At 63.0% G+C, this 25162-nt stretch carries 27 protein-coding genes; 16 read left to right on the forward strand and 11 right to left on the reverse strand.

Going from position 1 to position 25162, the window contains the following annotated elements; genetic code table 11:
- Window positions 1–73: 73 nt before the first annotated feature.
- A complete protein-coding gene (locus IVB48_RS17290) occupies window positions 74–499 on the forward strand; it encodes a DUF5413 family protein (protein WP_027519939.1) in 426 nt (141 codons plus the stop codon).
- A 61-nt stretch (window positions 500–560) separates the two neighbouring features.
- Complete coding sequence (locus IVB48_RS17295) at window positions 561–1118, forward strand: DUF4112 domain-containing protein (protein ID WP_247287665.1); 558 nt, start codon at window positions 561–563, stop codon at window positions 1116–1118.
- A gap of 71 nt (window positions 1119–1189) precedes the next feature.
- On the opposite strand, the gene IVB48_RS17300 is transcribed toward IVB48_RS17295, so the two are convergent.
- From IVB48_RS17300 to msrA, 4 genes are all read right to left on the reverse strand, one after another.
- Window positions 1190–1483 carry a hypothetical protein gene (locus tag IVB48_RS17300; protein WP_007596188.1) on the reverse strand — a complete coding sequence of 98 codons (294 nt, stop codon included), beginning with the start codon at window positions 1481–1483 and terminating at the stop codon, window positions 1190–1192.
- Between the two features lie 211 nt (window positions 1484–1694).
- On the reverse strand, window positions 1695–1859 hold the full coding sequence (locus IVB48_RS17305; protein WP_081747975.1) for a DUF3309 family protein: 165 nt from the start codon (window positions 1857–1859) through the stop codon (window positions 1695–1697).
- A 108-nt stretch (window positions 1860–1967) separates the two neighbouring features.
- The gene (gene msrB, locus IVB48_RS17310; RefSeq protein WP_027570408.1) at window positions 1968–2387 is read right to left on the reverse strand and encodes a peptide-methionine (R)-S-oxide reductase MsrB; all 420 of its coding nucleotides are present in this window, start codon (window positions 2385–2387) and stop codon (window positions 1968–1970) included.
- Between the two features lie 44 nt (window positions 2388–2431).
- A complete protein-coding gene (gene msrA, locus IVB48_RS17315; RefSeq protein WP_247287667.1) occupies window positions 2432–3136 on the reverse strand; it encodes a peptide-methionine (S)-S-oxide reductase MsrA in 705 nt (234 codons plus the stop codon).
- Window positions 3137–3380: 244 nt separating this feature from the next.
- On the opposite strand from msrA, the gene IVB48_RS17320 reads away from it, so the two are divergent.
- Window positions 3381–5078, forward strand: a complete 1698-nt coding sequence (locus tag IVB48_RS17320) for a caspase family protein (RefSeq protein WP_247401143.1) — start codon at window positions 3381–3383, stop codon at window positions 5076–5078.
- A gap of 183 nt (window positions 5079–5261) precedes the next feature.
- Here the strand turns inward: IVB48_RS17320 and IVB48_RS17325 are convergent, their stop codons facing one another.
- The 6 genes from IVB48_RS17325 to napE all read right to left on the reverse strand — a co-directional run bounded on the left by IVB48_RS17325 (window position 5262) and on the right by napE (window position 10640).
- The gene (locus tag IVB48_RS17325) at window positions 5262–6377 is read right to left on the reverse strand and encodes an ATP-dependent RecD-like DNA helicase (protein WP_247401145.1); all 1116 of its coding nucleotides are present in this window, start codon (window positions 6375–6377) and stop codon (window positions 5262–5264) included.
- 88 nt (window positions 6378–6465) lie between these two features.
- Window positions 6466–7119 carry a NapC/NirT family cytochrome c gene (locus IVB48_RS17330; protein ID WP_247401147.1) on the reverse strand — a complete coding sequence of 218 codons (654 nt, stop codon included), beginning with the start codon at window positions 7117–7119 and terminating at the stop codon, window positions 6466–6468.
- Window positions 7116–7586: a nitrate reductase cytochrome c-type subunit gene (locus IVB48_RS17335; protein WP_027570413.1), complete on the reverse strand. Its 471-nt coding sequence runs from the start codon at window positions 7584–7586 to the stop codon at window positions 7116–7118. The genes IVB48_RS17330 and IVB48_RS17335 overlap by 4 nt, the downstream gene beginning before the upstream one ends.
- Window positions 7583–10096, reverse strand: coding sequence for a nitrate reductase catalytic subunit NapA (gene napA / locus IVB48_RS17340; RefSeq protein ID WP_247401149.1), 2514 nt, complete (start codon window positions 10094–10096; stop codon window positions 7583–7585). Before napA ends, IVB48_RS17335 begins: the two co-directional genes overlap by 4 nt.
- A gap of 16 nt (window positions 10097–10112) precedes the next feature.
- On the reverse strand, window positions 10113–10427 hold the full coding sequence (locus tag IVB48_RS17345) for a chaperone NapD (RefSeq protein ID WP_027570415.1): 315 nt from the start codon (window positions 10425–10427) through the stop codon (window positions 10113–10115).
- Window positions 10428–10454: 27 nt separating this feature from the next.
- Window positions 10455–10640 (reverse strand): periplasmic nitrate reductase, NapE protein, encoded by a 186-nt coding sequence (napE, locus tag IVB48_RS17350; RefSeq protein ID WP_247401151.1) that lies wholly within the window; start codon window positions 10638–10640, stop codon window positions 10455–10457.
- A gap of 207 nt (window positions 10641–10847) precedes the next feature.
- Here napE and IVB48_RS17355 point away from each other — a divergent pair, with 207 nt between their 5' ends.
- The 3 genes from IVB48_RS17355 (at window position 10848) to IVB48_RS17365 (ending at window position 14598) form a co-directional block, all read left to right on the forward strand.
- Window positions 10848–11975: a helix-turn-helix domain-containing protein gene (locus IVB48_RS17355; protein WP_247402991.1), complete on the forward strand. Its 1128-nt coding sequence runs from the start codon at window positions 10848–10850 to the stop codon at window positions 11973–11975.
- An 87-nt stretch (window positions 11976–12062) separates the two neighbouring features.
- Window positions 12063–13301, forward strand: a complete 1239-nt coding sequence (locus IVB48_RS17360) for an acyltransferase family protein (protein WP_247401152.1) — start codon at window positions 12063–12065, stop codon at window positions 13299–13301.
- Between the two features lie 91 nt (window positions 13302–13392).
- Entirely contained in the window at window positions 13393–14598 is a 1206-nt protein-coding gene (locus tag IVB48_RS17365) for an LLM class flavin-dependent oxidoreductase (RefSeq protein ID WP_247401155.1), read from the forward strand.
- Between the two features lie 163 nt (window positions 14599–14761).
- Here IVB48_RS17365 and IVB48_RS17370 read toward each other — a convergent pair whose 3' ends face one another.
- Entirely contained in the window at window positions 14762–15208 is a 447-nt protein-coding gene (locus IVB48_RS17370; protein WP_247401157.1) for a hypothetical protein, read from the reverse strand.
- A 390-nt stretch (window positions 15209–15598) separates the two neighbouring features.
- On the opposite strand from IVB48_RS17370, the gene IVB48_RS17375 reads away from it, so the two are divergent.
- The 10 genes from IVB48_RS17375 (at window position 15599) to ssuC (ending at window position 25155) form a co-directional block, all read left to right on the forward strand.
- Entirely contained in the window at window positions 15599–16822 is a 1224-nt protein-coding gene (locus IVB48_RS17375; RefSeq protein ID WP_247401160.1) for a histidine kinase dimerization/phosphoacceptor domain -containing protein, read from the forward strand.
- A gap of 44 nt (window positions 16823–16866) precedes the next feature.
- A complete protein-coding gene (locus IVB48_RS17380) occupies window positions 16867–17244 on the forward strand; it encodes a response regulator (protein ID WP_247401164.1) in 378 nt (125 codons plus the stop codon).
- 34 nt (window positions 17245–17278) lie between these two features.
- Window positions 17279–18010, forward strand: coding sequence for a PRC-barrel domain-containing protein (locus IVB48_RS17385; RefSeq protein WP_247401167.1), 732 nt, complete (start codon window positions 17279–17281; stop codon window positions 18008–18010).
- Window positions 18011–18356: 346 nt separating this feature from the next.
- Complete coding sequence (locus IVB48_RS17390; protein ID WP_247401169.1) at window positions 18357–18716, forward strand: DUF2200 domain-containing protein; 360 nt, start codon at window positions 18357–18359, stop codon at window positions 18714–18716.
- 117 nt (window positions 18717–18833) lie between these two features.
- Window positions 18834–19622, forward strand: coding sequence for a helix-turn-helix transcriptional regulator (locus IVB48_RS17395; protein ID WP_247287681.1), 789 nt, complete (start codon window positions 18834–18836; stop codon window positions 19620–19622).
- A 77-nt stretch (window positions 19623–19699) separates the two neighbouring features.
- Window positions 19700–20866, forward strand: coding sequence for a cytochrome P450 (locus tag IVB48_RS17400; RefSeq protein WP_247401172.1), 1167 nt, complete (start codon window positions 19700–19702; stop codon window positions 20864–20866).
- 359 nt (window positions 20867–21225) lie between these two features.
- Window positions 21226–22188 carry a sulfonate ABC transporter substrate-binding protein gene (locus tag IVB48_RS17405; RefSeq protein WP_247401174.1) on the forward strand — a complete coding sequence of 321 codons (963 nt, stop codon included), beginning with the start codon at window positions 21226–21228 and terminating at the stop codon, window positions 22186–22188.
- Between the two features lie 38 nt (window positions 22189–22226).
- Window positions 22227–23180 (forward strand): sulfonate ABC transporter substrate-binding protein, encoded by a 954-nt coding sequence (locus IVB48_RS17410; RefSeq protein WP_247401176.1) that lies wholly within the window; start codon window positions 22227–22229, stop codon window positions 23178–23180.
- Window positions 23177–24352, forward strand: coding sequence for an FMNH2-dependent alkanesulfonate monooxygenase (ssuD, locus tag IVB48_RS17415; RefSeq protein ID WP_247401177.1), 1176 nt, complete (start codon window positions 23177–23179; stop codon window positions 24350–24352). The genes IVB48_RS17410 and ssuD overlap by 4 nt, the downstream gene beginning before the upstream one ends.
- The gene (ssuC, locus tag IVB48_RS17420) at window positions 24349–25155 is read left to right on the forward strand and encodes an aliphatic sulfonate ABC transporter permease SsuC (protein WP_027519919.1); all 807 of its coding nucleotides are present in this window, start codon (window positions 24349–24351) and stop codon (window positions 25153–25155) included. The genes ssuD and ssuC overlap by 4 nt, the downstream gene beginning before the upstream one ends.
- Window positions 25156–25162 lie beyond the last annotated feature (7 nt).

Genomic DNA, 25162 nt, shown 5'->3' on the forward strand with positions numbered 1-25162 from the left:
CGCAGAGCCCGTCCCCCCGCTATTCAAGGTTCCCGCGGCGCTGCTATAACGGGGCGAAGGATGAGGGTGCCTGATGAAACGCTATCTCGTGTTTGCGCTGGTCGGCCCGTTCGTGGGCGGGTTCCTGCTGCTGCTGACGACGACCTATCAGTCCGGCTATTGGACCCAGACCAGTCTCGCTGAGGTCGGCAAGCTGTTCGCGGTGTTCTTCAAATCCCTGCAATACAGTTATCTGTTCGGCTTCCTGCCCTCGCTGATGATCGGTGCAGTCGACGATATCCTGGTCCACATCCGCCGGATCGGCCCGGTGCTGCGGATGCTGCTGGTCGGCGTGTTCGCCTTCATCTTGGCCTCGCTGACCTACAGCTCGCGCGGTCCGGACTCGGGCGCGGTGCAGTTCATCCTGTACGGCCTCGTCGGGTTCGTGCCGGCGGTGATTTCATCCTGGCTCGTGCATAGATATGTCGCGGAGCCGCAGCCGGCGGCAGCACAGACTTGAGGGCGCGACCTTCGATCACGCCGCAGCAACCTCCGCCGCGCTGGCGCGTTCCCTACAGGCCATGACCATGTCCGATGACGATATTCTTGCTCCGCGTCGCTCCCGTTCGGGAAGCCGCCCGGGTCCGGCCTCTTCGGGCACCGAGGGGCGTGGGCCGATCATCGATCAGGATGGTCACGAGATCCGGCCCGAAACGCTTGAGCAGGGCTTTCGCGAATTTCGTTTCGAATTCGGGAAGGACAGTCCCTTCGCCGGCAACCCGTTCGGCAATCTGACGCGCGAGCAGCGGATCGCGCGGATCGAGGCGATCGCAAAGCTGCTCGACGTCGCCTTCGTGCTGCCCGGAACCAATATCCGCTATGGCATCGACGGCTTGATCGGACTGATCCCCGTCGTCGGCGACATCATCACCACCGCGATCTCGCTCTGGCTGGTGCGAGAGGCGAGGGCGCTCGGGGCGCCCTGGTACATCACCGCGCGCATGCTCGGCAATGTCGCCCTCGACGGCGTCGTCGGCATCGTGCCGTTCGCGGGCGACGCCTTTGACGTCATGTTCCGTGCCAACATGCGCAACGTGCGTCTGCTCCGCCGCTGGCTCGACAAGCAGCCGCGCATCTGACGCGCCCCAAAACGCAAAAAGCGCGACAGCCTTTCGGCCGTCGCGCTCTCAGCGCACATCGGAGCGAAAACTTACGCCGCGTCGGCAGCGTCGGTGCTGGCTTCCACCGGCTTGCGGTGACGGGGCAGCGGGAAGGCTTCGCTCTCATAAAGCGAGCGGATACCGTTCTGATCGAAGCGCGCTTCCTCGACCTGGAGATAGGCGCCGTTCAGCGAATCCGTCGGCAACTGCTCCATCGCGAACTGCACGGCTTCGGCCGCGGTGCCGAACCGGCGATAGGTGAAGCCTGCACGCTTCTTCTTGCGGATCGCAGCGGGGAAGAGTTCGGCGGAAGTGTTGAAGTTGAACGGACGCAGTGGACGCATGGTCAAAGACCTCGTGATCTCTCTGGGGCTTTAAGCGCGTGGGGTTGGGACGGGCAGAGGCCACGATTGAGTGGGCGCCGCACATGTCATTTTCGTCCTCTAATATAGCCCGTTTTGACAAAATTGCGACCCCCGCGATGCGAGATGATGAATCCGCGCATGGCAGCTCCGCAGGGCCGAAAATGGCAACAATGTCAGTGGCTTGAATGGTTTACAGCTTGCCAAGGAGCAGCAGCACGAGCAGCACCACCAGGACAAGGCCGCCGATCCCCATGCCGGAATGACCCATTCCGTAGCCGTAGCCACCAACGCGGCCCGACAGGCCGCCGACGAGATAAATGATCACCAGGATGATCAGGATGGTCCCAAGCGTCATGGCATCCTCCCTGGCGGCCGCGGCAACGCCATGGCCGGCCGCACCACGAGGTAAGAAAAGCACATCGTGCCGCCGGGTTCCATGACGGAACCCGGCGTCGCGCAAGGTTTATTTGGGTTCGAGCTTCAGCGCCGCGGAATTGATGCAGTAACGCAAGCCCGTCGGCCCCGGGCCGTCGGGGAAGACATGGCCGAGATGGCCGCTGCACTTAGCGCACAGCACCTCAGTACGGACCATGCCGTGGCTGACGTCCCGCTCCTCGTCGATATGGCCCTCGACGGCGGGCTGGGTGAAGCTCGGCCAGCCGCAGCCGGAATCGAACTTCGCGTCGGACTCGAACAGCACATTGCCGCAGCCGGCGCAGGTATAGGTGCCGGCGCGGTGGTCGTGCTCATATTCGCCGGAGAAGGGACGCTCGGTCGCCTTCTCGCGCAGCACTGCGTATTGCATCGGCGACAACTCGCTGCGCCATTGCTCTTCGCTCTTGATGACCTTGTCGTCCGTGGTTTTTGTCTTGGTATCGGGCATGGATCTCCCGTTTTTTGATGATCTTGTTTTCAGTGATCTCGCGATCAGTTGGTGGCCTTGCTGGCGCTCACCAGTGTCGGCTTCTCGATATAGTTATCCGCGAACAGCTTTTTCAGGTTCTCGACCTTCGGAAGATCGTTGTAGGCGATGTAGGGCTGGTTCGGGTGCAGCGTCAGATAATCCTGGTGATAGGCCTCCGCCGGATAGAACGCCTCCAGCGCGCCGACCTTGGTCGCGATCGGCTTATTGAAGACCTTGGCGCCGTTGAGCTGGGTGATATAGGCCTCGGCCACCTTCTTCTGCTCGTCGGAGGTGGTGAAGATCGCCGAGCGATATTGCGTGCCGGAGTCGGGGCCCTGCCGGTTGAGCTGGGTCGGGTCGTGCGCCACCGAGAAGTAGATCTGCAGGATCTTGCCGTAGGAGATCTTCTTCGGGTCGTATTTGATCTCGACCGATTCCGCGTGGCCGGTCCGGCCGCTTGAGACGGTCTGGTAGTCGGCCGTCGCCTTGGTGCCGCCGGCATAGCCGGAGACCGCGTTGACGACGCCTGCGGTGTGCTGGAACACGCCCTGCACGCCCCAGAAGCAGCCGCCGGCGATCACGGCGGTCTGGATCCCGCTTGCGGGCGCCGCGTCAACGGCGGGAGCGGGGATCACGACCGCATCCTCTGCGGCCCGGGTCGGCGCGGCAAAGGCCAGCGTCAGGGCGGTGGTTGCGGCGAGCAGGGACAGGATGGCAGGTCGGCGCATGGCGATCCTCTTTCGGAAGGTCTGACAGTCTAGGGCCGTTGGGGCCGGGCGAACAGCCTGCCCGGCATTTTCGGACATTCGAGATACGGGCCGGCCGGGCGATTGTTACGGCCGGACGGACACGAGTCTGTGAAACGCGCGGCCTGGAGCGGCCCGGCTTGGCGAGGATAGGAACTCCGCGCTAGATGAACCGGCGCGATCGGTGATCGACCTAAAGAATGATGGCTGGAGCTGACCTGACAACATGCTGCGCGTCGTATCCCTGACCCTCGTCGCCGTGCTCGCCATCCTGGCCGGCTGGAGCTCGATCGCGGCGGCCGATCCGAAACCCGGCGACGACCTTGCCATTTGCCGCGACCGCCAGGCGGATGCGCAGGCGAGGGCGCAAGCCTGCGACAATTTGCTCAACGCCGACCGCCTCATCGGCAAGGACAAGGCCGTCGCGCTTTCCGTGCGCGGCAATACGCTGATCAACAAGCGCGACTACGTCCATGCCATCGAGACCTTGTCCATGGCCGTCGACCTCGATCCCGACAACGTCGTCACGCTCAATTTGCGCGGCCTCGCCTATGAGCGGACGGGCCAGGACGACCATGCGATGACGGACTACAACCTCGCGCTCCAGAAGCGCCCGACCTACGGTGTCCCCTACAACAACCGCGGCATCATCCAGTTGCGCCGGGGGGCGCTGCAAAGCGCGCTCGACGATTTCAACTTGTCGATCAAATACGCGCCAAAATTCCTGCTCGGCTACACCAACCGCGCCCGCGTGCGCACGCTGATGCAGGATTTTGACGGCGCGATCGCCGATTTCGCGGAGGCAGAGAAGATCGAACCGGGCGCGCAGCAGATCACCGCCAACCGCTGCATCACCTACGGCATGATGGGCAAGTACGACCAGGCCTTCGCCGACTGCAACGGCCTGATCGAGAAGCAACCGAAGAACGTGTACGCGATCAACAATCGCGCCGACGTCAACATGCTGAAGGGCGATCTCGACGCTGCGCTGAAGGACTACAACATTGCGATCCAGATCAACCCGAACAATGTCCGGGCACATTCGGGTCGCGGCCAGATCTACGAGCGCAAGAAGGACCTCGCCCAGGCTCGTGCCGACTATCGTGCGGCGGCCTATTCGCTGACGAAGTTCGACGAGCTCGACGTCGCGCGTGCCCGCGCGATCGCGCAGGAGCGATTGGCCGCACTGACCCCGCAGGCGCCGGCCGGATCAACGGGGCGCCGTGTGGCGCTTGTGATCGGGAACGGCGCCTACAAGAACGTCCACGCCTTGCCCAATCCGCCACGCGACTCGAAAATGATCGCAGCCGCGCTACGCGATGTCGGCTTTCAGACCGTGATATCCGTCAGCGACCTCACCCGCGACAAGTTCTTCGAAGCGTTGCAGACGTTTGCGGCCGAGGCAGAGAAGGCCGATTGGGCGGTGGTCTATTACGCCGGCCACGGGTTCGAGATCGGCGGCGTCAATTATCTCGTTCCCGTCGATGCCAAGCTCGCCGCCGACAAGGACGCCGAGACCCAGGCGGTTGCGCTGGAGCAGGTGATCGCGGCGGTGGGCGCTGCGCGAAAAGTGCGTCTGGTCATGCTGGATGCCTGCCGCGACAATCCGTTCGCGCCGACCATGCAGCGCACGCTGTCGCTCAAGCTGGTGGACAAGGGCTTTTCCAACATCGAGCCCGGCGCCGGCTTCATGGTGGTCTACGCCGCCAAGCACGGCGAGACCGCGATGGACGGCGACGGCGGCGCCGACAGTCCGTTCGCCACTGCGCTCGCCCGCGAAATCAAGATGCCGCGCGTCGAGATCCGAAAACTGTTCGACATCGTCCGCGACGACGTCTGGCTTGTGACCAAGCACGTGCAGCAGCCGTTTTCCTACGGCTCGCCGCCGGGAAGAGAGGATTTTTATTTCGTCGCGGGGAAGTGAAGGCTGCTTATGGGGCGCACCTTCGTCCCCTCACATTAGGTGTCGTCCCGGCAGAGGCCGGGATCCATAGCCACAGGGCGTGGTTTGGCGAAGACTGACAGTGATCGAACCTTCCTCGGTACCAAGACCGCCGAATACGGATAGATGACGCGGTATGGGTCCCGGCCTTCGCCGGGACGACGGCTAAACCACAATGCTCAGCCGCTTCGCCGCCCGCGTGATGCCCGTGTACAGCCACCGCGCGCGGCTCTCCTGAAACGCAAAGCTCTCGTCGAACAGCACGACGTCGTCCCATTGCGAGCCCTGCGACTTGTGCACGGTCAGCACGTAGCCGTAGTCGAACTCGTCATAGGGCTTGCGCTGCTCCCAGGCGATCGACTCGACGCCGCCCTCGAAGCAATCGGCGCGCACCGAGACCTTCGTCACCTTGTGGCCGAGATCCTCGTCCGGCGACAGCCTCATGCTGAGAATGCGGGATTTCGAGCGCGAGGTGCTGCGCGACTTCACGCGCCACAGCCCGCCGTTGAACAGGCCCTTCTTGCGATTGTTGCGCAGGCAGACCAGCTTGTCGCCGGCGACGGGGAAGACGTCCTCGATGTTCTGGCGCTGACGCACCCGCATATTGTACGCGCGCCGCGTGTTGTTGCGTCCGACCAGGACCTGGTCGGCGGCCATGACGCGATCAGGATCGAGCTCCTTGCGCGACACCACCTCGCTCTCGCCGTAGCGGCCTATGTCGAGCTCGCGTCCCTCGCGGACGTCCATCGACATCCGCACGATCGGATCGTCCTGGGCCTGGCGGTGCACCTCGGTCAGCATCGCGTCCGGCTCGGTATTGGTGAAGAAGCCGCCGCCCTGGATCGGCGGCAACTGCGCGGGATCGCCCAGCACCAGCAGCGGGCAGTCGAACGACATCAGGTCGCGGCCCAATTCGGCATCGACCATCGAGCATTCGTCGATCACGATCAGCTTGGCTTTGGACGCCGGGGCGTCGTCCCACAGCTCGAAGCTCGGCTGCTCCTCGCCGGATTCGCGGGTGCGGTAGATCAGCGAATGGATGGTGGAGGCTTCGTCGCAACCCTTGTTGCGCATGACCAGCGCCGCCTTGCCGGTGAAGGCGGCGAATTTCACCTCGCCGTCGACGCCGTCGGCGATGTGCCGCGCCAGCGTGGTCTTGCCGGTGCCGGCATAGCCGAACAGGCGGAACACCGGCGGCGTGCCGTTGCGGCCGGGCTTGGCCTTGAGCCAATCGCCAACGGCCTTGAGCGCGGCATCCTGATGCGGGGTGAATGTGGCCATGTCTGTCTTGAGGAGGGGGCGAAACGGAGCGATTCGCCAGCCCCAAAACTAACCATTCGCACCGCCGGTTCAAGCCGGGCGGGGCGCCCTACTGCCAGCCGGGAACGCCGCGCATGTCGGGCAGATGGTGAGCGATGCCCTTGTGGCAGTCGATGCAGGTCTTTTCCTTGGTGAAGAGGAAGCGCTGGTGGGCGACCGAGGCCCGCGGCGACTGCTTGGTGATGTCCATGGAATCGGCGCTGTGGCAGTTGCGGCATTCCAGCGAATCGTTGGACTTGAAGCGCGCCCATTCGTGCGCCGCCAGCTCGAGCCGGTGATCCTGGAATTTCTCGCGGGTGTCGATCGTGCCGAAGATCTTGCCCCAGACCTCCTTGGAGGCCTGCATCTTGCGGGCGATCTTGTCGGTCCAGTTGTGCGGCACGTGGCAGTCCGGACAGGTCGCGCGCACGCCGGAGCGATTGGCGAAGTGGATGGTCGACTTCAGCTCGGCATAGACGTTGTCCTTCATCTCGTGGCAGCCGGTGCAAAATTTTTCGGTGTTGGTCAATTCCAGAGCGGTGTTGAAGCCGCCCCAGAAGATCACGCCGGCCATGAAGCCCGCCAGCACCAGCACGCCGAGCCCGAACACCGAGCTCGGCCGGATCAGCACCTGCCAGAGCTCGCGCGCGAAGTCCCAGCTTCGCGCGACGAAGCCGCGTTTGGACTTCATTCCTTCGTCGGGCTCATCAGCGGTCGTCGTCATCGGCGGCCACCGGGGCTTGCGCGCGACAGCAGCGTGTCGATGTCGGTGAAGTCGTTGCTGACGGGCGGATTGGCGGTGTTCTGCGGCACGTGGCATTCCGTGCAGAAGAAGCGGCGCGGCGAGATCGAAGCCAGGAACTGGCCGTCGCGATCCATGAAGTGGGTGATCGAGACCATCGGCGCCTGCGATTCCGCGATGCGCGCCCGCGCATGGCAGGACAGGCACTTGTTGCCGTTGAGATCGACCTGATAGCCGTCGATCGCATGCGGGATCACCGGCGGCTGCTCCGGATAGTTGCGCACTTCCCTTTCGGAGGTGTTGCGGTTCGGCAGCATCGGCGGCGCCGGACCTTCGTCGTTGAGCGGCGTCGGGCCGCGCAGGCCTGACGTCACCGTCTGCGCGGTCAGCGAGCTCGCGCCAGCCGCGATCACGACCGCGAGCAGCGCTACTCCAAATCGTTTCATCATGACACGTTCACCCGCTCGATGCGCACGGCGCACTTCTTGTAATCAGTTTGCAGCGAGATCGGATCGGTGGCGTCCAGCGTCACCTTGTTGATCAGCTTGGATTCGTCGAACCACGGCACGAATACGAGGCCACGCGGCGGCCGATCGCGGCCGCGGGTCTCGACGCGGACACGGATGAAGCCGCGGCGGGAGACCACTTTCACTTCGTCGCCGCGGCGGATCTTCGCCTCCTGCGCGTCGTCAGGATGCATGAAGCACACGGCCTCGGGGAAGGCCTTGTAGAGCTCGGGGACCCGGCGCGTCATGGTGCCGGAATGCCAGTGCTCCAGCACGCGGCCGGTGGAGAGCCAGTAGGGATATTCGTTGTCGGGCGATTCCGCCGGCGGCTCGTAAGGCAGGGCGAAGATGCGCGCCTTGCCGTCGGGATAGCCGTAGAACTGCACGTCGGTGCCCTGCTTGACGTAGGGGTCGCTGCCTTCGCGGAAACGCCATTTCGTTTCCTGGCCGTTGACGACGGGCCAGCGCAGGCCGCGCTCGCGGTGATAGGCGTCGAACGGCGCGAGGTCGTGGCCGTGGCCGCGGCCGAACGCGGCGTATTCCTCGAACAGGCCCTTCTGCACGTAGAAGCCGAACGCCTTGGACTCCTCGTTGGCGTAGCCTTCCTCGATCTCCGACGTCGGGAATTTATCGACCTGGCCATTCTTGTAGAGCACGTCGAACAGCGTCTTGCCGCGCACGTCCGGCTTCTTGGCAATCAGCTCCTCCGGCCACACTTCCTCGATCTTGAAGCGCTTGGAGAACTCCATGAGCTGCCAGAGGTCGGACTTGGACTCGCCGGGTGCAGGGACGAGCTGGTGCCAGAACTGCGTGCGCCGCTCGGCGTTGCCGTAGGCGCCTTCCTTCTCCACCCACATCGCGGTCGGCAGGATCAAATCGGCGGCGAGTGCGGTGACCGAGGGATAGGCGTCCGAGACCACGATGAAATTGTCGGGGTTGCGGAAGCCCGGATAGGTCTCCTCGTTGGCGTTGGGACCAGCCTGGAGGTTGTTGTTGACCTGCACCCAATAGGCGTTGATCAGGCCGTCCTTCAGCATCCGGCTTTGCAGCACGGCGTGCGCGCCGGGCTTGTCGGGAATGGTGCCCTCGGGCAGCAGCCAGATGTGCTCGGCCTTGGTGCGGTGCTCCTTGTTGGTGACGACCATGTCGGCCGGCAGGCGGTGCGAGAAGGTGCCGACCTCGCGCGCGGTGCCGCAGGCCGAGGGCTGGCCGGTCAGCGAGAACGGGCTGTTGCCGGGCGAGGAGATCTTCCCGGTCAACAGATGGATGTTGTAGACGAGATTGTTGCACCAGACGCCGCGGGTGTGCTGGTTGAAGCCCATGGTCCAGAACGAGACCACCTTGGTCTTGGGGTCGGCGTAGAGCTCGGCCAGCGCCTCCAGGCGATTGAGCGGCACGCCCGACATCTCGGCCGCCTTCTCCAGCGTGTACTCCGAGACGAACTTGACGTACTCGTCGTAGCTCATCTCGGTAGAATCATTGGCCTTCGCCGCGCCCGTCGCCTTCTTCTGCAGCGGATGCTCGGGCCGCAAGCCATAGCCAATGTCGGTCTGGCCGCGCCTGAAGATGGTATGCGCGGCAACGAAGTCCTTGTTGACCCGGCCGGTCTTGATGATGTGGTTGGCGATGGCGTTGAGGATGTAGAGGTCGGTCTGCGGCTTGAACACCATGCCGATGTCGGCGAGGTCGAACGAGCGGTGCTCGAAGGTCGAGAGCACGGCGACGCGAACATGCGGCGCGGAGAGCCGGCGGTCGGCAAGGCGGGTCCACAGGATCGGATGCATCTCCGCCATGTTGGAGCCCCACAGCACGAAGGCGTCGGTGGCCTCGATGTCGTCATAGCAGCCGGCCGGCTCGTCGATGCCGAAGGTGCGCATCATGCCGGCCACGGCGGAGGCCATGCAGTGGCGCGCATTGGGATCGATATTGTTGGTGCGGAAGCCGGCCTTGAACAGCTTCACGGCCGCATAGCCCTCCCAGATCGTCCACTGGCCGGAGCCGAACATCGCGACGCCGTTCGGCCCGCGCTTCTTGATCGCCTCCTTCCACTTCACCTCCATGATGTCGAAGGCTTCGGTCCAGGAGATGGGCGTGAATTCGCCGTTCTTGTCGTATTTTCCGGCCGTCTTGCGCAGCATCGGCTGCGTCAAGCGGTCGTGGCCGTACATGATCTTGGAGAGGAAGTAGCCCTTGACGCAGTTGAGGCCGCGGTTGACCTCGGCCTTGATGTCGCCGTGGGTGGCGACGACGCGATTGTTCTTGGTCGCAACCATCACGGAGCAGCCGGTACCGCAGAAGCGGCAGGCGGCCTTGTCCCATTTCAGTTCGGCGACGTCGCGCTCGGCGACGAGGTTCGCGGCGAGCGCCGGTGCCGGCATGCCCGCAGCGGCGGCCGCGATGGCGGCGGCCTCGAGCTTCAGCATCTGGCGGCGGTCGAGCTTTGGCGATGTCATGACGACTCTCCCGGCCTTAAGCCGTTTCGATGGCGTGAAAGACCAGCGCCGCGGAATAGACGTCGGGCAGCGACTGGATGGTGTTGAGCAGGGTGCCGAGGCTGCCGGAATCAGGCGCCTCGGTCACGACGATGAGCTTGCCGCGCGGGTCGCGGCCGTGGATCTCGCAGCCGGCAAGGGCGGTGATCGCGGCTTCCAGCTGGTCCAGACGCTCGGGGCGCGCCTGCACGATGATGCTGGCGATTTCGCAACCGGGCGGCGAGATGACGCGCTCGGCGCTGAGCACCCGACCGGTGATCAGTGCGCGGCGGTTGAGTTTGGATTCGGCCATGATGCCTGTCTTTCGCTTTTCGGGGGATCAATGCGGGGAGGGCGGCGGGCCGGGAGGGCCGGCGAACATCTGGTAGATCCAGACGCCGAGCCCGTAGGAGCCGACCGTTCCGACCGCGAGGACGGGCATCACGATCGCGGTCAGGAACAGGAAAGCGAAAATCTCCATGCGCGTACGGCGCACGCGCGAAGTCGCGTCGTCAGGGGCCGACATATTCGGTCTCGTCTGAAATGTGGGGATTGGGACGGCATCCGGGCCGTTGCCTTGCCGCACTTTAGATGCAGCAGGGCCACTGACGCCTTGATCTGGATCAATCCGTCCAGTTGCGATGCTGGCTCCCGCCAGATCCACAAGCACAAGTTTGGGTTGTACCCGTGCGAAGGCGATGCGACAATTTGGCATCGAACGGGGATACGAGCTGTGACCGCGACAGGGCTGTCGGCGATCGATCTAGGACTTCGCGGCGCGGCGAGCGGCGTGTTCCTGTTGATCGTTCTCGTGGCCTTGCTGCGTCGTGCGATCGGCCAACAGGCTTTGCTGGGCATCGCGATGTGCGCAGGAGGCATGTTCTATGCGATCGCGACGGCGCCCAACCTCCCCAAAACGGCTTGGTGGTGGGTGTTGCCGATCTTGTCCGCGCAGCCTGCGGTCTTCTGGCTGTGGGCGCGCGCGGCGTTCGACGACGATTTCGTGCTGAGGCGTTGGCACGGCGCCCTGTGGCTGAGCATCGTGGCTTTCGGGTTTGCGATCACGCTGGGCTGGGCGAACTGGCCCGCTTTGGCCGGCGCAGGCGGGCGAGTCCTGGCTTTGACCACCTTGGTGCTGGCCCTCGCCGCCGCGATTCAGACGGTCAAGACCTGGCGAGCCGATCTGGTCGCGCGGCGACGCCGACTGCGGCTGGCGATGCTTGCGATCAATGTCGTGCTCATCGCGACCGTCGGCGTCGCCGGCTTCGCCGCAATTCCCGTCGCGGTTCCCGGTGCGCCCGGCAGTCTCCCGACCGCGCTCGGGCTGTTCGTGGTGGCCATGCTTGCCGGCATCGGCCTGTTCAGCGCGCCGGCGATGGCCGTCAATGACGCCACGGCCGCGATCGCATCCGGCGAGGCGGGGAGGCAAGCCCCGGCCGCCGACCGCGCCGCCGCGGGGCGGGTCGTCGTCGACCCGATCCTGCTGCGGCGCCTCGACCATCTGATGACGGTGGAGCGAAGCTACCGCCAGGAAGGCCTTGCGATCGGAGCGCTTGCGGCGCGGCTCGATGTTCCCGAGCATCGGCTGCGCCAGGCGATCAATGAAGGGCTGGGCTATCGCAACTTCAATGCGTTCCTCAACCGCTACCGTATCGAGGACGCCAGGCTGGCGCTGTCCGACGTGACGCAGCGGGATGTCCCGGTGCTGACCATCGCCATGGATGCGGGCTTCCAGTCGATCGGACCTTTCAATCGCGCGTTCAAGGCCGAAACCGGCATGACCCCGACCGAATTCCGGCGCGAGGCGCTGAGCCGGCACGAGAGCGCTGAACTCAGCCAGCCACGCCGCGAAATCGGCTAGCCGATTTTTGGATCAGGCGAGAACGCCCTGCGCCGATTGGTTAGACGGTCCAAGCATAAACTCCCATCCAGCGGAACGAGCCTATCCATGTCCCACTCGACCGCCGCCGCCCCAGTATCGGAGAGGCTCCATGCTCTCGACGCAGTCAGGGGTGGCGCCCTGCTGCTCGGCATCGTCCTGCACGCGACATTGTCGTTTGTGCCGGCCTCGCCCCGGTTCTGGATCATCCAGGACACCCATCCAAGCGTTACTCTGGGCCTGCTGTCCTTTACCATCCACGTCTTCCGGATGACGACCTTCTTCCTGATGGCCGGCTTCTTTGCCCGCATGAGCTTTCACCGCCGGGGGAGCTGGGGCTTCGTCAGGGACAGGCTGCAGCGGATCGGCCTGCCGTTGGTGATCGGCTGGCCGCTCGTGTTCATGCCGATAGCTCTGATCGTGATCTGGGCATCTCACTTTCCAAATGGCGGTCCGATCCACCCCACGTCAGGCTGGCTGCCGGCATTGCCTAAGTTCCCCCTGACCCACCTCTGGTTTCTGTATGTGCTGCTGGAGCTTTATGTCGCGACGCTGCTGCTGCGCGGTGCAATGGTCTGGCTTGATGTATCAGGGACGCTGCGCATGGTGTTTGACCGTGTCTTCGCGCGGATCATGCGAAATCCGCTGGCTCCCCTGGTTCTGGCAATACCGATCGGCATCGCCTTCTGCCTCGACCCACGATGGATCAACGTGATGGGCGTGAGGACGCCGGATCAATCGCTCGTCACCAATGCGCAGGCCTGGATCGGCTTCGGCACCGCATTCGGCGTCGGCTGGCTCCTGCATCGGCAGGTCGGTCTGCTGCGGCTCATCGAGCGACGCTGGCTGACACATGTCCTGCTCGCGCTCTCGCTGATCCTGGTCAGCTTCGCGGTATCAGGCGTGATGCTGTCATCGCCTGTCGCGCCAAAACTGCCGGTCAGCTTCGCCACGCTCGGGCTGATCTCCGCCATCCTCTATGCAGCGGCGATTTGGGTGTCCACATTCGCGGTCCTCGGCCTCGCCCTCCGCTTCATGTCAGGCTTCAGTCGGACGTGGCGCTACCTCGCCGATGCATCCTACTGGCTCTATCTGATCCACCTGCCGATCGTGATGGCGCTGCAGGTCGCGCTGTCGCAGCTCGACTGGCCCGGGTTGATCAAGTTCGCGATCATTCTCCTCGTCGCGCTTCCTCCGATGCTTGTGAGCTATCATCTGCTGGTGCGCTTCACCTTCATCGGTGTGGCCCTGAATGGCCGCCGCGCCGAAAAGCGCCTTCTCCCGCAAGGCGGAATTGCGACTGCATAGACAGCGCCGCCCCACCCATTAAGATGCCCGCAACAAAAATATGAGCGGCAAGAAAACTCAAGAAAACTCAAGAAAATTTGGGAGAGGCGTCATGAAGTTCGGCATCTTCTATGAGCTGCAACTGCCACGTCCGTGGGTCGCCGGCGACGAGCTCAGCCTCTACCAGAACGCCCTCTCGCAGATGGAACTGGCCGACCAGCTCGGCTACGACCACGCCTGGGTCGTCGAGCATCACTTCCTCGAAGAGTACTCGCACTCACCCTCGCCGGAATCGTTTCTCGCAGCCGCAAGCCAGCGCACCAGGAACATCCGGCTCGGCCACGGCATCCTCCAGCTCACCACCAACCATCCTGCACGTGTCGCCGAGCGCGTCGCGGTGCTCGACCTGCTCTCGAACGGCCGCTGCGAATTCGGCATGGGCGAGAGCGCATCCATCACCGAGCTCACACCGTTCGGCCGCGACATGGAGACCAAGAAAGAGGTGTTCGAGGAAGCCGTCGCCGCGATCTTCCCGATGTTCAAGGACGCGGGCAGCGAGCATCACGGCAAATATTTCGACATCCCCTTGCGCAACGTCGTGCCGAAACCGGTGCAGAAGCCGCATCCGCCGTTGTGGATGGCCTGCTCGCAATTACAGACCATCGAGCGCGCCGGCCGCCATGGGTTTGGCGCGCTCGGCTTCCAGTTCGTCAGCGCGGATGCCGCGCATGCCTGGGTGCACGCCTATTACAACGCCATGACCAAGCGTCTCGCCAAGCTCGCCGACTACGAGATCAACCCGAACATGGCGCTGGTGTCGTTCTTCATGTGCGCGAAGACGGACGAGGAGGCCCGCGCCCGCGCCGACGGCGCCACCTTCTTCCAGTTCGCGTTGCGCTTCTACGGCGCCTCGCAGAATCGCCAGCGTCCGGCGCCCTACACCGTCAACATGTGGGACGAGTACAACAAGTGGAAACGCGACAATCCGGAGGCGCAGGAGGCCGCGCTGCGCGGCGGCCTGATCGGCTCGCCCGAGACCATCCGCAGGAAGCTGAAGCGCTTCCAGGGCTCGCACATCGACCAGGTCATCCTTCTGAACCAAGCGGGCAAGAACAGCCACGAGCACATCTGCGAATCGCTGGAGCTGTTCGGCCGCGAGGTGATGCCGGAATTCCAGAACGATCCGGCGCAGGCGGCCTGGAAGCAGGGCGTCATGAGCGGCGAGATCAAGCTCGAGGAAATCGACACAGAGGCCTTCACCGACCGCTACGGCAAGCTCGCTGTCAGCGTGGGGCCGGCGAAGGCGGCGGCGGGGTAGGGCAGCGTGTTGCGGCACCGCGGTAGGGACGACCACGAAGTCGAGTGCGCCTCCGCACCATCAACCTGCCGGCGCACGAGTTTTCGGCGGCGATTTTCTCAAGACGCTGTCCGCATCCTTCTACAGCCATGGTGTCTTAAACATAAAGCGTGTTGGTGTTCGCCTAGTCGTCGATCACCATCTCAACCAGCTTCGCTATTTTGTCCCGCGTCAGATCACCCGAGTTTGAAATGTAGGGCTCGACATCCGGCGCATACACAAAGGGGACACCCTTCCTGGTTCCGCTGCCGCCGATGCGAGTCACAACGATGTTGCCAAATGCAGTTGAGATGCTCGTTGGAGCACCATTGCCCACGGTAAAAGTAACTCCGACGGGACGGTGATCATGCCGCTCGATCTGAGGAGAAAAGGAGAATTGGTCTTCGCCGAAATGATGCTTCAGCTCCTCCAGGAAAGGTATTACCTCGCGCTCCATCGCCTGCTTGCAGTACTCGATGTCGGCGGTTCGCTTGTCCTTGTTCTCCGCGGCGATAGTCGTCTGCCTCTCCTTTTCGACGACGGCTGCGGATAATTTTTGTCGGAACCTCTCGGCGAGCTGCTCGGCGTCCATTTTCGTTCCAATCAAACCTGGCCCCAATGATGTTGGAGCTCATAAGACATTGTTAAGGCTTATCGGCAGCCTTTTGTTTCAATGGATTCATCAGAGCGAATGGCGATGCTTCTTTCGCTGCGGGTTGGCAATGTGTGCCATCAGACACTCCCGCGTATTCTGTGAGCGGAAAGCGAAGCTTTGAGACGGCTTGCGTGGTGGCGGTTGACACGGCCGCTGGGGGGGCTCCTTCCAAAGCCTCGAAACCGCCATCGAGTCATTTCGAGCTCGATTGATTGCTCCGGGGGAACAAAGAACCGCTTGCGGCGTTGTAGAAATTGGTCGGCGCTTCTTCAAGCCACCGCGTATCGCCCCGCTTCTGCGAAACACGCAATCAGAATTGGCGTTTTAATGCCCTCCGAACCGAGGCTGGTTTCAGGAATGGCCTCCGATGCCTCCTTCGATCGCCAGGATGAGCTTCCATACCGTCGCCGCCAACAGGCTCTCCTCAGGGAGTTCGGTACGGCTGCACTGCAAACCCGTGACTTCAGGCAAATTCTTCAGCATGCGGCAGAACTCAGTGCTCGCGGTCTGGGATGCTCATACGCCAAGGTTCTGGAATATCTTCCCGACGAGAAGCGTTTGATCGTGCGTGCCGGGATCGGCTGGCCCGCGGGGACAGTAGATCACGTAACGCTCGGTGCTGATATCGAATCGCCCGCGGGCTTTGCCTACCAGACCGGCCAATCGGTCATCTCCAATCACTTGCAGGAAGAGACACGTTTCCGGACGCCGGCGCTTCTGGCCAAGCATGGCATCAAACGTGCGATCAACGTGCTTATCAGGCGAGGTGGCGAGGGCGACGTGCCGTTCGGTGTTCTCGAGGCCGATAGTCACGATCCCGGACAATTCGACGACGCTGATGCGGATTTCCTGGCTGGTTTCGCAGGCCTGCTCGGCATCGCGATTGAGCGCCAACACGCCGACGCCAAGCTTCAGGAAGCTCTTGAGCACGAAGCATTGCTCACGCGTGAGATGAGTCATCGCGTCAAGAACAGCCTCACCTCAGTCGTTGGCCTGCTACGTGTGCAAGCACGTGGGTCGGATTCCGTCGATGTGAAGAACGCGTTGGAAAACGCCGCCATGCGTGTCGCTTCGATCGCGGAAGTGCATGATCATCTCTGGCGCGGCAGCAAGGTCGGATTCGTCGATCTTGCCGATTTCGTCGAGCATCTTTGCAGAAATCTTCAGAGTTCGGCGCCGGAACACAGGCTTCAATATCGTTCGGATCCCATCGTCATATCCGCGGACAAGGCCATTCCTCTGGGCTTGCTGGTGAACGAGCTCGTCACAAACGCGATTAAATATGCCTATGTCGATGGGCCGGGTGTCATCGCTGTAGACGCCCGCGAGATCGACGGACATCTGCTGGTCGAAATCTCCGATCAGGGCGCAGGGCTACCCGACGGGTTTGACATCAACCAGCCGCGGAAGAGTCTCGGATTCCGGGTCGTCAGCGGCCTGGTCAGGCAGTTGATGGGCGAGCTTACGATCTCAACAAATATACCGAGGGGAGCGCTATTCACAATCCGGCTTCCTCTTGATCACCCTCAACAATCGCTCGATGCGAACTGAAGGCTATTCCGGGTTCTGCATTGAAGTCTTGAGGGTTCTCTTACATGGCCTTGGCCACTCCACCCATCCGAGTCCTTGTTGTCGAAGACGAAGCGTTCATTCGCATGGACGTAGTTGACGTGCTCCGCGCGGCCGGATTCGAAGTGCTAGAGGCAACCAACGCCGAGGAGGCCATTCAGATGCTCGAATGCAACTCTGATGTCCGCCTTGTATTTACCGACATCGATATGCCCGGTTCAATGAACGGTTTGAAATTGGCGGCGGCCGTCACGAACCGCTGGCCGCCAGTTAGAATCATTGCAACCTCAGGTCATGTCAAAATACGAGCCGGTGATCTTCCGGCGGGCGCCCTGTTTTTCCCCAAGCCCTACCAGCCGCTGCAAATCATCGACGCGATCCGTGAGCTGACCAGCGTGGTGTGATGAATTACCCCAGTCCCCAGAAAGGTGAGTTGCAATGAAGACCATACGGACCTTGTTGATGGCTGCGCTGATCGTTTCCGGCGGCGTCACCCAGGCGTTGGCTGAGTGCCAGATTGCCGACGCAGGGCTGGAGGAGGCCATTCAGCAAAATCCCCGGTTTCGAGGACCAGCTAACAGTCAGGCCGTGCGCGACCTTCGGAGTCTAAGAGACGCCGCTTTCACGCTTCGATCTTATGGACGGCATGAAGACTGTGAGCGTCTCCTCGCGAACATTCGCGAACTCATCGCGGGGCCGCCGATGGGGTCGTTGGGAGACAACGATGAGGAAGAGGCCGATAAGCAAATTGCTGCTCGTGAACCGAAAATCAGACGCGGAGCGACTTTGGGCAGCCGTGACAAGAAAGACGCCAAGCCGTTAATAAAGATCGACCAACTTACGCCCGGTTTGAGGACCGACGAGATGATTGGGGCGGAAGTCCGCAGTTCCGATGACAAGATCGTCGGCGAGGTGCGGAACATCGTTTTCGGCACGAAGGATGGGAGAGATTACGCGATTATCGCCTCGGGCGGATTTTTCACCACCGGAAAGGACAGTATCGTGGTGCCGATCCGATCTCTGAAGGTTACGCAGGATCGATCGAGCTTCTTTCTTCCCATTGCGAAGGGAGTCATGAAAACGGTGCCTGTGATGCCTGACCAGGAATACAAGTGGCTCTCCGACCCGGCTTGGCGCGCCAATAACGATGCCTTGTTTGAAAAGCCGTAGCCGACCGGCGGCGCGTTTTTACGCAACGGCGCATCACTAGCTAGCCCAGAGCTTCGTTCACTTCCACATGCAGAGCGTTGCGTCGGTGAGGGCGAAAGCGGACAGGTTGAGACCACCGCCCGTCCCGTAGAGAACCATGTGACCTGAACTGGCGGCGTCGACAGCGATCGTGGCACGGGGAAGTTTTGCAGCATTTTCCTTCCACGGACTTTCCAGTCAGAGCTTCTACAGGCAAACTCCATCGATGGCAGGTCTCTGTCGGCCACCGTCGGCGGATGTGGTGGCGAAGGATTGCGGTATAGTCTCAAGCCTCTACGTTCCTGATGAGCGATGCCCTGGAGCGGTCATGGCAAAACATCGGATCTATACGACGAGCTTCGCAAGCGTTTACCCGCTTTACGTTGCGAAGGCGGAGAAGAAAGGACGTACCAAAGCCGAGGTCGATCAGGTCATCTCCTGGTTGACAGGCTATGGTCAGAAGGAGCTGGAAGCTCAACTGGAACAGCGGACGGACTTCGAAACCTTCTTTGCGAAAGCCCCCAAGATCAATCCTTCGCGAGCCCTGATCAAAGGCGTGGTTTGCGGCGTCCGGGTCGAGGATGTCAAAGAGCCGACGATGCGAGAGATCCGCTACCTGGACAAGCTGATCGATGAGCTGGCCAAGGGAAAAGCGATGGACAAGATTTTGCGCAAAAGTGCTGACTAAGGGGGCATCCTTCGTCCGCCTGGCTTGGCGACGTTACGGCAGATATCCGGCGACACCCGCCTTTCGCTGCGCGGCCATTGCTGATAAATTTCGTCAAAAGGCGATGGGGAGAAAACGATGCGCCCTCGCGGGACGCCCGCAAATCCGGCAGTTGGGGATGTCACGCCCGCGGTGCTTGCCATCGGTCGTCCGGATTTCCCTGATATCCTGATCGATACACTGCGCCGGCAGGCCGGGGTCGGGCATTGCATGGTGTTCGCGCTGAGCCGCGCGGGCGCCGCACACTGCCTGCTCGATGCCGGCAACATCCCGATCGGCGGCGATCTCGGCGCCGCCTATGCCGGGCAGTTCCACCAATCCGATCCCAACCGCGATGCGTTGTTCGAAGGCGAGGCCCGCGCGACGCTCGTGCTGCCCGCCTTCGCGCCGCGCATGTACGGCGCCCGCTACCGCAAAATGTTCTTTGTGGATTCCGGCATCGTCGACAAATGCGCGACCGCGATCTGGGTCGACGATACCTGTTTCTACGTCAATTTCTATCGCATCGCTGTCCAGGGCCGCTTCAGCGACGCCCAGCGTGCGCGGCTTGAGGCCATCGCGCCGGCCATCAGTGCGAGCGTGGCACGCCATTTCCAGCACGGCTCGGCGGCGACGACCGAGCAGTCTCTCGCCGCGCTCTTCGCGACGCGCGCGCCGCTCGCCAGCCTCACCCCGCGCGAGCAGGACGTTTGCCGGCGCATCCTCTCGGGCTTCAGCTCCGAGGCGATCTCGCAGGCGCTCGGCATCAGCCTGCATTCGACCCTGACCTATCGCAAACGGGCCTATGAGCGGCTCGGCATCTCGTCACAGAGCGAGCTGTTTGCGATCGTGCTGCGCCTGCTCGCCGGCCCGCGCGGCCTGAACTGAAGCTGTCCCAATCGCTGGGGACAGACGGCGCCTCCTGAAGCCGCTAACGTTGGCGGTGATCAGCAATGGAGCGAAGCTTGAGCACCGCGCCGCGCATCGACATCGACCCTGTCGCGTTCTGGGCCGACCCGTACCCGATGCTCGCGACAATGCGCAAGGAAGCGCCAATCGCCTTAGTGCCGCAGCTCGGCTCGACGCTGCTGACGAGCCGCGACGATATCTCGATCTCCGAGAAGCAGATCGACGTGTTCTCCTCGCACCAGCCCGCGGGCCTGATGAACCGGCTGATGGGCCACAACATGATGCGCAAGGACGGCGAGGCGCATCAGGTCGAGCGCCGCGCGATGTTTCCGACGGTGTCGCCGAAGACGGTGAAGGCGCACTGGGCCGCGCTGTTCCAGGCCCATGCCGATCGCATCATCGACGCGATCGAGCCCGGGCGGATCGATTTCATGCGCGACTTCGCGTTGCCGTTCTCCGGCGAATGCCTGAAGTCGATTACCGGCCTCACCAATATCGGCTTTGCGGATATGGATGCCTGGTCACAGGGCATGGTCGAGGGCATCGCCAATTACAGCGGCGACGCAGCCGTCGAGGCGCGTTGCCATGCGGCGACGTCGGGCATCGATGCCGCCATCGACGACATCCTGCCTGTGATGCGCAAGCATCCCGACCAGAGCATCCTCGGCGTGCTGCTCGCGTCGGGCATGGCGATGGAGAGCGTGCGCGCCAACGTCAAACTCGCGATCTCAGGCGGCCAGAACGAGCCGCGCAAGGCGATCGCCGGCACGGTATGGGCGCTGCTGAGCCATCCCGACCAGCTCGATCTCGTGCGCAAGGGCGAGGTGACGTGGCTCCAGGCCTTCGAGGAATATGCCCGCTGGATCTCGCCGATCGGCATGTCGCCGCGGCGCATCGCAAAGCCGTGGACGATCCGCGACGTCGCGTTCGAAACCGATGAACGCGTATTCCTCATGTTCGGCTCCGCCAACCGCGACGAGAAGCATTTTGAGCGCGCCGACCAGTTCGACGTGCGGCGTGATACGGCCAAGAGCGTCGCGTTCGGCGCCGGTCCGCATTTCTGCGCCGGTGCCTGGGCCTCGCGCGCCATGATTGCCGACGTCGCACTGCCGACCTTGTTCGCCCGTGCCGGCCGGCTCGAGATCGCCGTCGACGAACCGGTGCGGATCGGCGGCTGGGCCTTTCGCGGGCTGCAAAATCTGCCCGTGAGATGGCTGCATTAGTCCGGCAGGGACCGGTCCATCCGCAACGCCGCCATGATGCCATCCTGCTCCTGTTTTGCCCGACGAGTCAAAGCAATTTCGGATAAGGCGCAAGTCATTGTTTTCGCACGTCCCGGCTACTGTGCATGGGGTTGTTTTCGCGATTTTTTGAATCTTGGCCGGGCGCGTGCGTTTTTCACATTCGCGTGCGGAAAAATATCCCCTGCATTCGCTCCGCCGATTGAAAGATTAATCATGCGCTCCGCCATGCGCGCAGTGCTTGCATCGCTATTTTTCCGCGCGTCTCGACACCTTCGATCAGCCGCACCATCATACCCGAGCACGAATGAAGGACGGCCGCACGCGGCCGGGAGTGTCGGATGCAACGTCGGGACTTTCTCAAACTATCCGTTGGAACTGCGGCAGTCGCCGCATTCGCTTCGCGCGCCAACGCGCAAGGAACGTCACAAGGCACGGTAAAGGAAATTCGTGTCGGCTACCAGAAGACCGGCGTGCTGGTTATCACGCGTCAGCAGGCCGCCCTGGAAAAACATTTCGCGCCCTTGGGCGTCGACGTGAAATGGGTCGAGTTCTCGTCGGGTCCTCCGATGATGGAGGCGATGAATGTAGGCAGCGTCGATTTCGGCGCGGTCGGCGATTCCCCGCCGGTGTTCGCCCAGGCGGCGGGCGCCGCGATCGTCTATGCCGCCGGCCAGCCCATCACCAACGGGCAGGGCATCCTGGTGCCGAAGGACTCGCCGATCCGCGGCATCGCCGACCTGAAGGGCAAGCGCGTCGGCTTCACCAAGGGCTCCAGCGCCCACAACATCGTGGTGCAGACGCTGGAGAAAGCCGGCCTCACTTATGCCGACATCACGCCGGTCTATCTGACGCCGCCGGATGCCGGGCCCGCCTTTGCCAATGGCAGCATCGAAGCCTGGGCGATCTGGGATCCGTATTTCGCGATCGGCGAGACCAAGCAGGGCGGCCGCATCCTGATCAATGCGCGCGACGTCACCAAGACAAATTCCTTCTTCATCGCCAATCGCGATTTCGCCAGGAATCACGGCGCCGTCCTGCAACAGATCATCGATGTGACGACCGCGGCCGGTCAATGGGCCGAGCAGCACCGCGACGAGGTCGCCAAATCGCTCGCCGCGATCACCGGCGTCCCGCTGGACATTCAGACCCTCGCCGCCAATCGCGCGAATTTCGTGGTCGGCCCGGTCACCGACGACGTCGTCACGACCCAGCAGGGTGTCGCCGACCGCTTCCACAAGCTCGGCCTGATCCCGAAGCCGATCGTGATCCGCGACATCGTCTGGCGCAACCCGGCAGCCTGATCGTGCCAACCAGGCTTCCCATTCAAAAGGGTTTGAACATGAGGCGTATCATCCAGCGTCTGATCGCGGCCATCGTGCTGTCGATCGGCATCGTCGCCGCCGCGGTCGGCACCTCCTACGGACAGGACAAGGTGGTCCGCATCGGCTACCAGAAATACGGCAAGCTGGTGCTGCTCAAGAGCAAGGGCACGCTGGAGCCGAAGTTAGCTGCCGACGGCTACAAGGTGGTGTGGACCGAATTCCCCTCCGGCCCGCCGCTGCTGGAGGCGCTCAATGTCGGCGCGATCGATTTCGGCAACACCGGCGAAGCCCCGCCGATCTTCGCGCAAGCCGCCGGCGCGCCGATCCAGTATGTCGCCTACGAGCCGCCCGCGCCGAAGGGCGAGGCGATCCTGGTGCCGAAGGAGAGCCCGCTGAAATCGGTCGCCGACCTCAAGGGCAAGAAGGTCGCGCTCAACAAGGGCTCCAATGTCCATTACCTCCTGGTCAAGGCGCTGGAGAAAGCCGGCGTCAAATATTCCGAGATCGAGCCGGTGTTTCTCGCGCCGGCCGATGCGCGCGCCGCCTTCGAGCGCGGCGCGGTCGATGCCTGGGTGATCTGGGATCCGTTCCAGGCCGCCGCGGAAGCCGCCACCAGCGCGCGCACGCTTACCGACGGCACCGATATTGTCGCCAACTACCAGTTCTATTTTTCCTCGAGGAAATTCCTCGAAGCCAACCCGAGGATCGTCGACGCCGTGCTGGTCGAGCTGAGCGCGGTCGACGATTGGGCCAAGGGTGATATCCACGCGGTTGCCGAGCAGCTGGCGCCGTCGATCGGCTTGTCAGTCCCGGTGGTCGAGGTCGCGCTGAAGCGGCAATCCTACGGCATCAAGCCGCTGACCGATGCCGTCATCGCCGATCAGCAGCAGGTTGCGGACGCGTTCTTCGCGCTCAACCTGATCCCCAAATCCATCAAGATTTCCGACGTGGCGCAGAGGCCAGGATCATGAGCACGCACAGCAAGCAAGCGAACGCCAACATCCTCTGGTTCCTGCCGACCCACGGCGACGGCCGCTATCTCGGCACCGGCATCGGCGGCCGCGAGGTCAATTTCAACTATCTGCGCCAGATCGCGCAGGCTGCCGACCAGCTCGGCTATTTCGGCGTGCTGCTGCCGACCGGGCGGTCTTGCGAGGATTCCTGGATCGTCGCCTCCTCGGTCGCGCCGTTCACCGAGCGGCTGCGCTATCTCGTGGCGGTCAGGCCCGGCCTGCAATCGCCGAGCGCGGCCGCGCGCATGACCGCGACGCTCGACCGCATCACCAACGGCCGGCTCCTGGTCAACGTCGTCACCGGCGGCGATCCCGTCGAGAACAAGGGCGACGGCATCTTCCTCGCCCATGACGAGCGCTACGAGGTCACCCGCGAGTTCCTCAGCGTCTATAGCGAGCTGCTCGCTGGCAAGACCGTCAATGTCGAGGGCAAGCACATCCACGTCGAAGGGGGCAAGCTGCTGTTTCCTCCGGTGCAGTCGCCGCGTCCGCCGCTCTATTTCGGCGGCTCGTCGGATGCCGGCATCGACGTCGCCGTCGATACCGTCGACAAATATCTGACCTGGGGCGAGCCGCCGGCCTTGGTCGCGGAGAAGATCGCGAAGGTGAGGGAGGTCGCAGCGGCTCGCGGTCGAAAACTATCCTTCGGCATCCGGCTCCACGTGATTGTCCGCGAGACCAATGACGCGGCTTGGCGTGCGGCGAACGAGCTGATCAAGCATGTCAGCGACGAGACCATCGCGACCGCGCAGAAGAACTTTGAGCGGATGGATTCGGTCGGCCAGCAGCGCATGGCGCAGCTCCATGGCGGCAAGCGCGACAAGCTCGAGATCGCCCCGAACCTGTGGGCCGGCGTCGGTCTCGTGCGTGGCGGCGCCGGCACGGCGCTGGTCGGCGACGCCCAGACGGTCGCGGCCCGCATCAAGGAGTATCAGGACATCGGCATCGATACCTTCATCATGTCGGGCTACCCGCATCTGGAGGAAGCCTATCGTTTCGCCGAGCTGGTGTTCCCGCTGCTCTCGATGGAACAGCCCAGCAACGTGACCAAGCTGCACTTCAACGGTGGCCCTTTTGGTGAAACGGTCGGCAGCGATTATCGTCCGCAGCAGCAGGTGTCGCAATCATGAGCCTGATCGACAGCGTTTCGCTTCCCCGCGGCTTGCGCCTGCCGCGCGTCGACGGCCTGATCCAGTGGATCGTGCCGCTCGCCATCATCGCGATCTGGCAGGTCGCCAGCGTCACCGGCTTCGTGCCGACGCGGGTGCTGCCGGCGCCGAGCGACGTGTTGCTTGCGGGCTGGAAGCTGCTGCTCTCCGGCGAGCTCGTTCGCAACATCTGGGTCTCGTTCTGGCGCGCCTCGATCGGCTTCCTGATCGGCGGCAGCATCGGCTTTGCCTTCGGCCTCGCCAACGGCCTGTCGCAACTGTCGTCAAAGCTCACCGATACCACGCTGCAGATGGTGCGCAACGTGCCGCATCTGGCGCTGATCCCGCTTGTCATTTTGTGGTTCGGCATCGACGAGAGCGCGAAGCTGTTTTTGGTCGCGCTCGGCGTGTTCTTCCCGATCTACCTCAACACGCTGCACGGCATCCGCACCGTCGACCCGCAGCTGATCGAGATGGGCCGCATCTACGGCATGACCGACGGCGAGCTGTTCCGCCGGGTGATCTTTCCGGGCGCGCTGCCCTCGATCTTCGTCGGCATCCGTTTTGCGCTCGGCATCATGTGGCTGACCTTGATCGTCGCCGAGACCATCGCGGCGTCCTCGGGCCTCGGCTACATGGCGATGCAGGCGCGCGAGTTCATGCTGATCGACGTCGTGGTGCTCTCGATCCTGATCTACGCGCTGCTCGGCAAGCTCGCCGACAGCGCCTCCCGCGTGCTGGAGCGCCTGACGCTCTCCTGGCACCCCGCTTATTGGAAACGCTGAGCAGACA

This window comes from Bradyrhizobium sp. 76 (assembly GCF_023073025.1).
GTDB lineage: Bacteria > Pseudomonadota > Alphaproteobacteria > Rhizobiales > Xanthobacteraceae > Bradyrhizobium.